This window comes from Pseudoalteromonas sp. KG3, from assembly GCF_030436385.1.
In the GTDB taxonomy this organism is placed as follows: domain Bacteria; phylum Pseudomonadota; class Gammaproteobacteria; order Enterobacterales; family Alteromonadaceae; genus Pseudoalteromonas; species Pseudoalteromonas prydzensis.
Map to the genome: position 1 here is coordinate 3,884,570 of NZ_CP098523.1, position 13,391 is coordinate 3,897,960.

Below are 13,391 nucleotides of genomic sequence, written 5' to 3' on the forward strand. Positions count from 1 at the left end.
ATTTGCGACCGATTAGCTGTGAATTTGATCATGTTAGTATTTACCAACTTTTATTTTCGTTAAATTTCTCTACGCCTGTGAAAGCCTTTATTAATGCGGCTTTGCATGAGTTATCCACGGTTTCTGTGGATAACTCTGTTCATGAAACTTTAAGAACGTTGTCAGCACCATGTTTTTAGGGTGCTGTGGGGATATCAAGCATTTAAAACAGTTTTTTTATCCTGCATTAAAACAATGGCTTATAAAAAGAACAGACAAGTGGCCTTGTTGATGAGTAAATTTATTCGTGACGATTCGATATACGCAATTATTGTGTAAAAATACACCGCTAGCGGCGATTTTTTTGTGATGAAAGTTATAAATATGTATTTTTATTGTTTCTTGTGACGGTTCGTTAATAAATAACGACGAAACCCTCAAAAGAGACACTTTTATTACGCTTTCGGAGTCTATTTTTTACCAATTACTAATCAATTGATAAATGCGTGGCTTGCAACGCCTCGATGCTTTAAAATGGTTTGCTTAATAAAAGAGGTTTATTTATTCCCATGCGCGCAACTTTGCAGAGCAACACAGCTCCCGATTTATTAAACGATCCTATAGTACCCACACTTAAGAGAATGACGATCCCGATGATTTTCGGCATGATCACCTTAATGATGTTTAATATTGTCGATACTTTCTTTATCAGCTTGCTGGGCACTGAGCCATTAGCTGCGGTTAGTTTTACCTTTCCCGTTACTTTTACGGTTATAAGCCTTGCCATTGGCTTAGGTATCGGTACCTCTGCGGTTATTGCTAAAGCCCTTGGTAGCCACAATATTGAAGAGGCACGCTTTGACGCTAGTGTGGCGTTATTGATAGCGGTAGTTATGGTGGTATGTTTATCGCTATTTGGTTATCTGTTTATTGCACCCATTTTTAAATTATTAGGGGCTGGAGAGTCTGTATTACCGCTGATCCATGATTATATGAGTGTGTGGTTTTTAGGTAGTGTCTTTTTAATTACACCGATGGTGGGAAATTCTGTGCTGCGTGCTAGTGGCGATACGAAAACGCCAAGTTTAGTGATGGGGGGGGCAGGTTTGATTAATGCTGTGCTTGATCCTATATTAATCTTTGGTTTTGGGCCTATCCCAGCGTTGGGCATTCAGGGAGCGGCGATAGCCAGTGTTATCGCTTGGTCGGTTGCTGTGGTGATTATTATTTATTTGCTGGCAATTAAAAAAGGTTTACTCAGTTTACAAGCTAAAAATCAAACGGCCGTTAGCTCTATACGTAAAATTCTTAAAATTGGCTTGCCCGCAGCTGGCGCAAATATGCTAACACCCATCGCTATGGCTGTGATGACTGCACTTGTGGCGTATCATGGTCCTGAAGCGGTAGCTGCATTTGGTGTGGGGAGCCGAATTGAATCAATTGCAAGTTTGGTGGTGTTAGCCTTATCGATGACATTACCACCTTTTATCAGCCAAAACTTTGGGGCTGGTAAGCTATGTCGTGTTAAAAATGCGTATAAAACAACATTAAAATTTGTGATGATTTGGCAATTTATCATTTATTTACTGCTCATTGCATTTTCGGGCGTTATTAGTCAGTTGTTTGGTAAAGAGCAGTTAGTAATTGATGTGATTAAACTATTTATTTTTACTTTACCACTGAGTTATGGTTTCCAAGGCGTTATTATCTTATCCAATTCATCTTTTAATGCCTTACACAAACCAATGAATGCGTTAATCTTGAGTGTTATCCGCTTATTCATTTTTTATGTACCATTCGCTTATTTCGGTAACTTATATGCCGGTTTACCTGGCTTATTGGTGGGCGCAGCGCTGGGTAATTTATTTACTGCCACAGTAGCTTATAAATGGTTTATAAAAGAACTTAATATGCTCAGTAACCAAGCTGTACAGGAGTGCCAAGCATGAGTGACCATTTTCAATTAGTGTCAAAATTTAAACCAGCGGGGGATCAACCCACCGCTATTGCACAACTATGTGATGGCTTAGAATCAGGGCTTGCGCATCAAACATTACTAGGGGCAACCGGTACGGGTAAAACCTTTACTATGGCCAATATTATTAATGATTTGAATCGACCAACAATTATTATGGCGCATAATAAAACGCTAGCTGCGCAGTTATATGGTGAAATGAAAGAGTTTTTCCCACATAACGCGGTTGAATATTTTGTCTCCTATTATGATTACTATCAGCCAGAAGCTTACGTGGTTGCCAGCGATACTTTTATTGAAAAAGATGCCTCTATAAACGAGCACATAGAGCAAATGCGTTTAAGTGCAACTAAAGCATTGTTAGAGCGTCGAGACACCATCATAGTCGCCTCTGTATCTGCTATATACGGCCTAGGCGACCCAAAATCTTATATGAAGATGATGCTATTGCTAAAAGTGGGCGAAAAAATAGATCAACGCGATATGTTACGCCGCTTAGCTGAAATTCAATATACCCGTAATGACATTGAATTTAGTCGAGGTACCTATCGCGTTCGTGGTGAAGTAGTTGATATCTTCCCCGCGGAATCAGAAACCTTTGCAGTTCGAGTAGAAATGTTCGATGACGAAATTGAACGCCTTAGTATTTTTGACCCACTCACTGGAGCCGTTGAAAAGCATATAGTGCGGGCCACTATTTATCCTAAAACGCACTACGTGACACCCCGAGAAAAAATTCTAGATGCGGTTGAGCATATTAAAGCTGAACTAAAAGATCGCCGTGCGCAGTTACTCAGTGCTAATAAATTGGTCGAAGAGCAGCGCGTGGCACAACGTACACAATACGATATTGAAATGATGACCGAGCTTGGCTATTGCTCAGGCATCGAAAATTACAGCCGTTACTTGTCAGGTCGTACACCGGGCGATCCACCACCTACATTATTAGATTACCTACCTGACGATGCACTGATGATCATTGATGAATCTCACGTTACGGTATCGCAAATCGGTGCTATGTATAAAGGCGACCGCAGTCGTAAAGAGAACCTAGTGGAATATGGCTTTCGGATGCCATCCGCGATGGATAATCGGCCGTTGCGCTTTGAAGAGTTTGAAGCAATAGCCCCACAAACAATTTATGTATCAGCTACGCCAGGGGATTTTGAGTTGGAGCGTTGTGGTGACGACATTGCTGAGCAAGTTATTCGTCCAACGGGGCTGCTCGATCCACAAATTGAAGTACGTCCAGTCGCTACGCAAGTAGATGATTTATTATCCGAAATTTATAAACGTGTGGAACTGGATGAACGTGTCTTGGTCACCACATTGACCAAACGTATGGCTGAAGACTTAACAGACTATTTATCTGAGCATGATGTGAAAGTACGTTACTTGCACTCAGACATCGATACTGTTGAGCGGGTTGAAATTATACGAGATTTCCGTGCTGGGGTGTTTGACGTGTTAGTAGGTATTAACTTACTACGAGAAGGTTTAGACATGCCAGAGGTGTCGTTGGTTGCTATACTTGATGCGGATAAAGAAGGCTTTCTACGCTCAGCTCGGGCACTTATTCAAACCATTGGTCGTGCAGCTCGTCACTTAAATGGCCGCGCTATTTTATACGGTGACAGAGTTACCAAATCGATGGCTAAAGCGATTGATGAAACCCAGCGTCGTCGCGATATTCAACATGCTTATAATATTAAGCATGGTCTTGAGCCACAAGCGTTACTGAAAAAGATCACCGACATTATGGATGTGGGCGAACGTGCTGGTCCGCAAGATAATTTACACTTGATCCGCAAAGAATCTAAGCAAGTGTTGAGTGCGAAAGAGATTGCAGTGCAAATTAAACAGCTCGAAACCAAAATGCATGCGTATGCGAGTGATTTAGAGTTTGAAAAAGCCGCCTCAGTACGCGATGAGATCCATGAATTACAACAACAGTTAATTAAAAATGCATAAATTTACGCCCCTTATTAATGCACTTGAAAGTGCGCCCTTAGCAGACAATGAACTTTGTCGTGTGTTTCATGGCCGTGGTCACAGTGTTGAGCAGTTAAGTCATTTAAATATCGACTTTTATCCTCCTTGTTTATTTGTTGTCTCTTATGAGGAAATTCCCGCGAGTGAGCTACAGCAGCTTAGTCAGTTACTGTGGGAATGGTCACAAACACATGCCGCTGATGCTGTTACCGCGTTGGTTTTTCAACAGCGTGCAGGGCAACAAACAGAAAACACCTTGTTATATGGTGAACTGCCCAACCCGCATAGTGTAAAAGAGGGCGACTGCCAGTTTTTAGTTGATTTGATGAGCCGCCAAAATACCGGAATATTCCCAGATATGCGCCGTGGTCGGGAATTTGTGCAAGCTCATAGTAAACACGCTAAAGTATTGAATTTGTTTTCCTATACCTGTGGTTTTTCGGTTGCTGCGATGCATGGCGGTGCCGATAGCGTGATCAATATGGATATGAATAAAGGGGTACTGCGCACCGGTAAACAAAATCATCAACTAAATGGGGTTGACCGTGGTGTGAGCTTTTTACCCCATGATATTTTAAAGTCGTTTGGGAAGCTGAAAAAAGCAGCGCCGTTTGATGTCATTATTGTTGACCCGCCAAGTTTTCAAAAGGGTAGTTTCATTTTAACTAAAGATTATCAAAAGGTACTGCGCCGCTTACCTGAATTGCTCAACGACAATACCCAGCTATTGTTATGTGCAAATAGCCCTGAGTTAAGTGAAGCCGCATTCATAGCACTGATCGCTGAGCATACCCAAGGCGCGATCGAATTTGTAGAGCGCTTAGCGCCAACGGATGGTTTTATTGAAGTAGACAGTGATAGAAGTTTGAAAGCATTGATCTATAAAACGGCTCAAGTTTAGCCTTAAATGAAACTAAGTAATCGCCTTAGCGCCATCGATAATTTGATCAACACGCCGTATGATGTCATTTGGGATTGTTGTTGTGATCATGGTCAGCTTGGAATGGCACTTCTGAAGCGAGGTGCTGCCAAACAAATAAATTTTGTCGATATAGTGCCTGCGCTAATGGATGAACTTAAAAACACGCTCATACGCTTTAGTGACCAGCAAGCAGCAGCTTGCCAATGGCGAGTATTATGTCAAGACGTAGCTACTATTGAGCTGTCATCAGCTGCTAAACAGCTGATTATTATCGCTGGAGTTGGCGGGGAATTACTGCTTAGGCTAGTACAACAGATTATCGCTAATTGCCCAGTAAAGCTTCGTGAGCAACTCAGTTTTATTGTGTGTCCAGTGCATCATACCTATGCCTTACGCCAAGGTTTACAAGCGTTAGGTTTGGGCCTTATCAAAGAGCAACTGGTGCAAGAAAACAACCGGTTTTATGAAGTGATTCAAGTTAGTTTTAATAGCCAACAGCCATTAACTGCTGCGGGTGCTGAAATCTGGCAACATACACAGGCGCAGCGATATCTTCATCAATTGCTTGCCCATTACACGCGAATGTTAAATAAAGACCGAGGCTATTTTCAGCAAGTACTCGATGATTATCAAAAAATAGTGATAAATTAAACGCAGCACTGTGATCTATCGACTAGCGTTCCAGCGTAAATAACTCATCTTCAGTGCTTCGCGTTAGCGCGTTTACTTGGTTTAGTTATGTCAGATAAAAACAATTACTTTGCATCAGTCAAATATACTCACAATGAGCTACACTACAACTGTGAGCAGCCGATCGCTTATGCACCGATTGTGCAATTAAGTAACGCCAGTTGGGTGGTTCCGCAACATTTTTTGCGGTATCAACATAGCTTACAAAGTGTCAATGAAACGCTTGATAATATTGAATTTTCAACTCACTTTCGAGTGCTCGCCGCAAAGCAGGATGAACAAATTTACTTACAAGTGGCAATTCTTAGTCCGGATAATTACCGCTGTACTAAAGCAAAAAAGTTATTATTTGGTCGGCGTTGGTTCGTGGAAGAGAACTTACCTACCTCGGAATTGATCCAAACTGCTTTTTTAGCGTTAAAAATAGCCCGTGAGCACGAAGTGAGAGAGTTATTTCAGCTCAAAAGTGAGCAGGGCAGCAGTACGCCGTTTAACAATCACCATGATTTACCACTTTTAGCGCAAAACCCGCAATTAACCATAGTTGTTAATAATCAGCCGCAAAGCATCACAAAATTGCTTGCGAGATGTTCATTTGCGCAAGCTTCATTGACTTTAATTGCACAACAAAAAATAGCTGATGAGCAAATGCTTTATACATTGCGACTCAATTGCCGTGATTGCCAGCTAAGCGAGTTTAACCTAAAAACAGTGGCTTTTTTAGCTGTTGATAAATCTGAAAATGCTTTTTTGCATAGCTTGATCAACGCGCTGATCGCAATTAGTAATGACTATGTGAGTGAGCAGTTTAAATACGCAGGCTATGCCCGTTTTAGCAAACAGGTTATTGCTGAGCAAGTGGGCGCATTGAGTATTTTGCTGCGTTCGCAACAGGCTTTGCAATTATGTGCACGTGGTAAGCAGCATGCTGCGCAGCTAAATTTTGAGATTGATAGTCGCCGCGCACCACAAGGTTGTGGGCAAGCAATAAACGGTTTTTTAGCTGCTCACGGCATTGAAAAGCCCGAAAACGCGCACCTGTATTCGGATTTCTTACAAGCCTTGTGAAGAGTAGGCTGTTTACAGCTTATTGATCTCTTGTTTTACGCTATAACTCTGATCAGTAACGATGGCTTCGAGCGTTTGTACTCGCTCTTTTAGTGCCAACATTTCTGCTGTTACTGCTGCAATTTGGTTATTTGATTCTTTATTATCAGTGAGAGTGCGGTGCTTGAATTCTAAATGTTTTTTATACATATCGTACATTACCCCAAACCCAACAGAGATAAATACAATCATCACTACCATTGTTGTTCCTGACATTTTATTCCCTTATCCTTTTTAGTTAATGATTAAAGTATAACCACAATCTCTCAATGATGAAGCTGACAATTGTAACTTTATTTGTCGTAATATTAGTCTTGGCAAAATATTCATTAGTGATACAGTGTGATGAGTGTTTAATAAGAACATCTAAATATGTGTTTATAAAAAATTAAATACAACAATGACAGTGAGTTAGTATGCTAAATAATAAAATTCCTCCGATTATAGTCGTCGTCTTTTTTGCTATCGTTATGGCAGTCATTGCTCATTATAGCGTAATTGATTTTACCGCTTTTATTTTTTATGCCGCGACCATTTTACTGGCTATAGGCTGTGTATTTTGTATTGCTGGAGTGGTTAGTTTTCGCTTAGCGAAGACCACTGTAAATCCAAGAAAACCAGAACAAGCATCAGAATTAGTGACGACAGGTATTTATAGATTCTCTCGTAATCCAATGTATCTAGGTTTTGCTTTTATACTTGCAGCGTGGGGTGTGTGGTTAGCATCGTTGTGGGCGCTGTTGTGCGTCATTGCGTTTATTGGTTATTTAACCTGGTTTCAAATTATTCCCGAAGAGCGGGAGCTGCAGAAGATATTTGGCAAAGCCTATAGTGATTATAAATTACAGGTAAAACGTTGGTTGTGAATGGCCTGTGATCAGCAGTAGTAACAAAAAAGGCTATCGAGATGATAGCCTTTTTAGTGTTTATTCGTATTCGATAGGGTCGGTTATGTTATTCAGGCTAAACGCTTCCAAGCGTTCTTGGCAAGCACCACACTTACCACAGGCTTTTTCACGGCCGTTATAACAGGTCCAAGTTTGGCTATAATCTAAGCCCATTTTTATACCATCAGTTAAGATATCAATTTTCGTATCATTTAAATATGGGCTGAAAATTTCCACTGCATCGTAATTCGCAATACGGCAAACATCATCCATTTTTTGAACGAACTCAGGGCGACAATCAGGGTAAATAGCATGATCACCAGAATGTGCGCCGTAATAAACTTGGCTAGCTTTGAGTGAAACCGCATAACCTACCGCCAATGATAGTAAAATCATATTGCGATTAGGCACGATTGTGCTTTTCATATTTTCAGCTTCGTAATGGCCTTCAGGCACATCAATATCATCTGTTAATGACGAGCCACCGATCAATTGGTTGATCGCAGAAATATCGACAATTTTATGTGATACACCGAGCTTTTCACAGACACTCGCTGCAACTTTAAGCTCTTTTACATGACGCTGACCATAGTCAAATGACAGGGCATACACTTCATGGCCTTGCTGCAGGGCTTTATTTAATACGGTAAATGAGTCCATACCGCCGGAATAAATCACAACTACTTTTTGCGTCATAACTGTTTTGCTCTTAGTTTTAATAGAGGTTTATATCAGGGCGCGATATACTACACGGCTGGAGCATAAATAACAATTTTTGACCGTGATTTTTGATTTTTCAAATTGGCTTTCTTCATGCTCAATAATTAATGACGCTCATAATTAATGCCAAGTAGTAAGTGAGATACTTTTGTACAAAATTAATGAAATATTTGAAACCATTCAAGGCGAAGCGAGCTTTACTGGCACGCCTTCAATATTTTTACGTTTACAAGGCTGTCCTGTCGGTTGTGCTTGGTGTGACACTAAGCAAACGTGGGAAGTGGATGACGTGTATAAAGTATCACTTGATGACACGGTAGAAAAAAAAGCTGATTCAGATCACTGGGCTGACGCATCGGCTGAGCAAATACTTAACTTGTTTGCAGATCGCGCTTATCGCGCAAAGCATGTGGTGATCACCGGTGGTGAGCCTTGCATGTACGATTTAAACCCTGTTTGTGAACTACTCCATGCCAACGGCTACACCACGCAAATAGAAACCAGTGGCACCTTTGAGATTTTAGCGCCAGCACAAACTTGGGTCACGGTATCGCCAAAAATCAATATGCGCGGTGGTTATGAAGTACTTACTTCTGCCATGCAACGTGCTGATGAGATCAAGCACCCAATCGCCATGCAAAAACACGTTGAGGAACTTGAAGCCTTGTTCGCTAAAACTGGTGTAAGCCCAAAACTTGTTTACCTGCAACCAATTAGCCAAAAAATCTCTGCCACTAAGCTGGCAATTGAAACGTGCATCGAGAAAAACTGGCGCTTATCAGTGCAAGTCCATAAATATTTAGGGATAAACTAAAGCTGCGAGCGGTAAGCTTTAAGTTAATGTTTACAATAAACGTTGGGTTAAGTGAAACGATACCCAACAAATCTCTTTTCGTTCAATCAGCTTCGTTAATGGTGATAATTAGTTTATTATGCGCGCCTTAACGTACCCTCCTACAAATGATTAGGCCTAATATGTCCGCGAACGCGCTATACACAGACCTTTCTGATCACTATGACTTAATGTGTGCAGATATAGATTATCAAGCCCAAAGCTATTTTATTCACAGGCTACAGCAGATTTTCGGTAATAGCGGAAATACCCACCTTGATTTAGCGTGCGGAACAGGCCCGCATGTACGTCATTTTATCGATTATGGTTATCAAAGTAGTGGGCTGGACATAAATCAACCTATGCTAGATAGAGCGGCCATTCGTTGCCCAGAAGCACAATTTTCACTGCAAAATATGAGCGAGTTTGTGGTCCCTGAGCAACTAGATTTAATTACCTGCTTCTTGTATTCAATCCATTATTGCGATGGTATTGCTAAATTATCAGACTGCATTGCGAGCGTGCACAATGCTTTAAGAGCTGGTGGCGTATTTTGCTTTAACGTTGTTGATAAAAACCATATTGATAACGATGCATTTGTTGAACATAACGCTGCAATTGATAATAGTGTATTCACATTTCGCTCTGGCTGGCATTATAGCGGTACAGGCGAACAACAGTCATTAAAACTCAATATTGAAAAAGCAACGTCAGATGAAACACTCATATGGCACGACGAGCACCGTATGGTCGCTGTTAGTATTACCCAGCTTAAAGAACTCTTAAAACCTTATTTTGAAGTACATGTGTTTGAACACGACTACGAAAAAATAACCCCATGGGGCGAAAAATCTGGCAATGTGATTTTTGCGTGTGTAAAAATTTAAACTTACTTGTTGGGTTAATAATATAGAAAAACCGTAATTAACGATGCACTATTTAAGGAAAAAGCCCTTTTTCCTTAAATAAGCCACTCAAACACCTGTAATACCTTCCAAAATGCCAATTGAAACAACAGTAAATCTTTTTTATATTTCATTTGAAATAGAAGTAACCGATTGAATCAAAATAGGAACTCGGCTATGGTTGATGCATCAATAAAAATAAATTAAAAACGGGTTATTCTACAGGCTCATTAGCGCTTTCAAGGAGTATGATAATCGAATCAATGTATATTTATATAATTATAGCTTTCATAGTTATTTGGTTTATAGAACATAGAGTGAACTTATCTAGTTCCCACAAAGCATTAATAGAAGATGGGGATAGGGTTATAGTTAATACAACCATACTATCTCGTTGCTATGGCTTTTCATCTAAAGTGGTTATTAAATCAGATATTACGAAAGTTCAAATAGCTGATAGTTGTATTAGCTTATTTACTCAAAGCGGTCATGCGATAGATATTTGGTTGCCAAAACAGACATGTAACAATATTGTAAATTTGGCCCAACAATATTTTAGAAATGCTAGTTTTGTAAAAGTGTAAGGTTATATAAGGTGAAGTCCAGAGACTACAGATAGATATGGCACGTTCAGGTTATAAATAGATTCATAATAGCGTGACTTAATATCACGAGTCCTGCGTCCATTAGGTTCTGTGAATGCCAATTGAGACAAATTGACGGATGTGATTTTTATCCTGCCAACCAAAAAAGCGTTGCACATTGGCAACGCTTTTGTATATTTTTACGGCTTACGGCTTACGGCTTACGGCTTACGGCTTACGGCCTGTCTCTTATACAGAAGTTTCTATTTTCTTATATTCATGATCTAATATACAAAAAAAATAGGTCATGAATATGGTAAGCAATGAATCTCTCGAATGGGCGCAACTTATTTTCAGTAAAGCTAAGCTTAACGATCCTCGCCGCACTAAACGCCTTGTAAAGATAGCCGCTTCTTTGGCAAGTAATGCCGGTAAGTCCTTAATGTCATCTTGTCCAGACCCTGCAAGTATTGAAGGCGCATATCGCTTTATCCGTAACGATAATATTTCTGCTGATGACATTGCGCAAGCTGGGTTTGCGCATACTGACACCATCGTTAAAGAGCGACCACTCGTGCTTGCTCTTCAAGATACAACAGGGCTGAGCTATAAACATTCAGTATGTGATGAATTAGGTGAGGTCAATTCGGCATCTGATGAAAAGCGCAGCTCTAAAGGTCGCACTTTATACGCTCACTCAACACTGATGCTCGATGCAAATGAAGAAAAAGCAATAGGGCTTGCATACCAACATTACTGGTATAGAGAGAAGAAACAAACGGGTAAACAAAATACGCTGCAATGCCGTGATAGAGAGCTAAAAGAAAGCTACAAATGGCAAAATAATGTTGAAGAAGTTAAAGAGCGCCTTGGTGATTTAAGTAATGTAATAGACGTATGTGACCGCGAAGCGGACATGTATGAATACCTTGATTACCAAATACAAAATGAACACCGCTTTATTGTCAGAGCAAAAGACAATCGTCGTCTTGTAGGTGAATATCATAAATTAGAAGATATTTTACCGACACTCACTCCCGCAGGTCAGTATGAAATAGATATTCAACAAAGAGGCGGGAGAAAAGCACGAACAGCCCATATAGATGTAAGCTTTACATCGATTAAATTGAAAAAACCACAAAGAGCAAAAGGTGAAAAAGAAGCCCCGCTGACCCTCGTGGTATGCACGGAACAAAATAACGACAACAAGAATAAATTACAGTGGTTACTGTATACAACAGAGTCGGTTACAAATGCAGTAGAAGCAAGAAAAATAGCGCGTTATTACGAGTTAAGGTGGCGCATAGAAGAGTTCCATAAGATTTGGAAAACGGAAGGAACAGAAGTTGAAAAGTTACGCATGCAACACTTAGATAATTTAAAAAAGGCAGCAGTAATAGAGGCATTTATAGCGGTCAGACTTTTGCAATTAAGGGAGCTTGCTCAAAATAGAGAAGAAGCAGAAAAAATCAGCTGCGAAGTCTATTTAGACACATTAAGTTGGAAATTACTCTTTAAAGCGACAAATCAGCAGGCTGCACTGCCGAAGAAAGCCCCGTCGTTAAAGTGGGCATATTATGCGATAGCCAAATTGGGAGGTTGGCACGATAGTAAACGAACAGGGCGTGTTGGCACAAAAGCCATGTGGGATGGCTGGGTGAAGTTGGTATTTTTAGTCGAGTCCTATGCTTTTATGAAGGAACTCGACTTGTGATCAAGAGACAGGCTTACGGCTTACGGCTTAATCTTTAGTCAAATAATCTAGTACCACTTGATGATGATCTTTGGTTTTAAATTTATCGAAAAAGTGCTTTATGGTGCCGTCTTGGCCAATTAAGAAGCTTAAACGATGGATGCCGTCGTATTCTTTGCCCATAAATTTTTTGTAGCCCCATACGCCAAACGCTTCAGCAATGTCATGATCTTCGTCTGAGAGTAAATCAAAGTTAAGTTCTTTTTTGGTTTCAAAGTTCTTTAATTTTTTTACTGGATCAGGGCTGATACCCACTACGCGAGTGTTAAGCTGGGCTAATACGTCTTTTTCGTCGCGGAGGTTTTCAGCTTGTACTGTGCAGCCTGGTGTTGAGGCTTTTGGATAAAAGTACACTAATACTTGCTGCTCTTTTAATAGCTCTGCAAGGACGATTGTTTCGCCATCTTGGTTTTGTAAACTAAAAGCAGGGGCTTTATCGCCGGCTTGTAATGGATTAATGGTGTTCATGCTTTGCTCCTTAGCGAATGCGTCGAAATATATAATCGACATTAAGAGTACGTGAAAGGTCTTCAAATTGGACTTTAAAGCTGTCAATGTCAACCTCTACTGGAATGTTAAATTCCAGTTCACAGCGCATTATGGTGTCTTCATCTTCGTCATAGGTATCTGACTTTAAAGAACATATACTGATATGTTTGTCGGCAAAAAAGCGCGTTACTTTACTTAACGTGCCAGGGGTGTCGATGCCTGTGTATTCAAGGGTGTAACCGGCACAAAATTCACTTTGAGTATGACTGGCGGTGCGCTTCATCATAGTGAGTAAACCTAGCTCCATGCCTTTGAGGGGCAGGGTGTGTTCAATACGGCTAATTGCCGACATATCGCCCGATAGCAACATAATAAAGGTAAATTCATTACCTAAGATGGCAATGCGGCTATCAATAATATTACAGTGACAGTCACTGACTAATTGGGTTAATTCACTGACAATACCAGGGCGATCATCGCCAATGGCAGTTAAAACGATCTGATGATTTGAAAAAGTAGTCATGAATTCAAGTACCTAGGTTATATTATTAATAAC

Annotated in this window: 14 protein-coding genes; 10 read left to right on the forward strand and 4 right to left on the reverse strand. The window is 40.4% G+C overall.

Features of this window, described 5'->3' with window-relative positions; genetic code table 11:
• Positions 1–548 precede the first annotated feature (548 nt).
• The 5 genes from NDQ71_RS18340 (at position 549) to NDQ71_RS18360 (ending at position 6,626) form a co-directional block, all read left to right on the forward strand.
• Entirely contained in the window at positions 549–1,928 is a 1,380-nt protein-coding gene (locus tag NDQ71_RS18340) for an MATE family efflux transporter (RefSeq protein WP_301561985.1), read from the forward strand.
• Entirely contained in the window at positions 1,925–3,925 is a 2,001-nt protein-coding gene (gene uvrB / locus NDQ71_RS18345) for an excinuclease ABC subunit UvrB (protein WP_301561986.1), read from the forward strand. Before NDQ71_RS18340 ends, uvrB begins: the two co-directional genes overlap by 4 nt.
• A complete protein-coding gene (locus tag NDQ71_RS18350) occupies positions 3,918–4,847 on the forward strand; it encodes a class I SAM-dependent methyltransferase (RefSeq protein WP_192542502.1) in 930 nt (309 codons plus the stop codon). Before uvrB ends, NDQ71_RS18350 begins: the two co-directional genes overlap by 8 nt.
• Before the next feature lie 6 nt (positions 4,848–4,853).
• On the forward strand, positions 4,854–5,519 hold the full coding sequence (locus tag NDQ71_RS18355) for a tRNA (adenine(22)-N(1))-methyltransferase TrmK (protein WP_064668409.1): 666 nt from the start codon (positions 4,854–4,856) through the stop codon (positions 5,517–5,519).
• A gap of 87 nt (positions 5,520–5,606) precedes the next feature.
• On the forward strand, positions 5,607–6,626 hold the full coding sequence (locus tag NDQ71_RS18360) for a hypothetical protein (RefSeq protein WP_192542503.1): 1,020 nt from the start codon (positions 5,607–5,609) through the stop codon (positions 6,624–6,626).
• Positions 6,627–6,638: 12 nt separating this feature from the next.
• On the opposite strand, the gene NDQ71_RS18365 is transcribed toward NDQ71_RS18360, so the two are convergent.
• Positions 6,639–6,881 (reverse strand): hypothetical protein, encoded by a 243-nt coding sequence (locus tag NDQ71_RS18365; protein ID WP_064668407.1) that lies wholly within the window; start codon positions 6,879–6,881, stop codon positions 6,639–6,641.
• Positions 6,882–7,081: 200 nt separating this feature from the next.
• Between NDQ71_RS18365 and NDQ71_RS18370 the strand changes: the two genes are divergently transcribed.
• Positions 7,082–7,531 (forward strand): isoprenylcysteine carboxylmethyltransferase family protein, encoded by a 450-nt coding sequence (locus NDQ71_RS18370; RefSeq protein WP_064668406.1) that lies wholly within the window; start codon positions 7,082–7,084, stop codon positions 7,529–7,531.
• Positions 7,532–7,591: 60 nt separating this feature from the next.
• On the opposite strand, the gene queC is transcribed toward NDQ71_RS18370, so the two are convergent.
• A complete protein-coding gene (gene queC / locus NDQ71_RS18375) occupies positions 7,592–8,272 on the reverse strand; it encodes a 7-cyano-7-deazaguanine synthase QueC (RefSeq protein WP_227008908.1) in 681 nt (226 codons plus the stop codon).
• 148 nt (positions 8,273–8,420) lie between these two features.
• On the opposite strand from queC, the gene queE reads away from it, so the two are divergent.
• The 4 genes from queE (at position 8,421) to NDQ71_RS18395 (ending at position 12,307) form a co-directional block, all read left to right on the forward strand.
• Positions 8,421–9,086, forward strand: coding sequence for a 7-carboxy-7-deazaguanine synthase QueE (queE, locus tag NDQ71_RS18380; protein ID WP_192542504.1), 666 nt, complete (start codon positions 8,421–8,423; stop codon positions 9,084–9,086).
• A gap of 161 nt (positions 9,087–9,247) precedes the next feature.
• Positions 9,248–9,991, forward strand: coding sequence for a class I SAM-dependent methyltransferase (locus tag NDQ71_RS18385; protein ID WP_192542505.1), 744 nt, complete (start codon positions 9,248–9,250; stop codon positions 9,989–9,991).
• Between the two features lie 335 nt (positions 9,992–10,326).
• Positions 10,327–10,593: a hypothetical protein gene (locus NDQ71_RS18390; RefSeq protein WP_192542506.1), complete on the forward strand. Its 267-nt coding sequence runs from the start codon at positions 10,327–10,329 to the stop codon at positions 10,591–10,593.
• A gap of 313 nt (positions 10,594–10,906) precedes the next feature.
• Positions 10,907–12,307, forward strand: a complete 1,401-nt coding sequence (locus NDQ71_RS18395; protein WP_301561664.1) for an IS4 family transposase — start codon at positions 10,907–10,909, stop codon at positions 12,305–12,307.
• Positions 12,308–12,334: 27 nt separating this feature from the next.
• Here NDQ71_RS18395 and bcp read toward each other — a convergent pair whose 3' ends face one another.
• Together bcp and NDQ71_RS18405 are read right to left on the reverse strand one after the other, a co-directional pair.
• Positions 12,335–12,814, reverse strand: coding sequence for a thioredoxin-dependent thiol peroxidase (gene bcp / locus NDQ71_RS18400; RefSeq protein ID WP_301561987.1), 480 nt, complete (start codon positions 12,812–12,814; stop codon positions 12,335–12,337).
• Between the two features lie 10 nt (positions 12,815–12,824).
• A complete protein-coding gene (locus NDQ71_RS18405; RefSeq protein ID WP_301561988.1) occupies positions 12,825–13,358 on the reverse strand; it encodes an ACT domain-containing protein in 534 nt (177 codons plus the stop codon).
• Positions 13,359–13,391 lie beyond the last annotated feature (33 nt).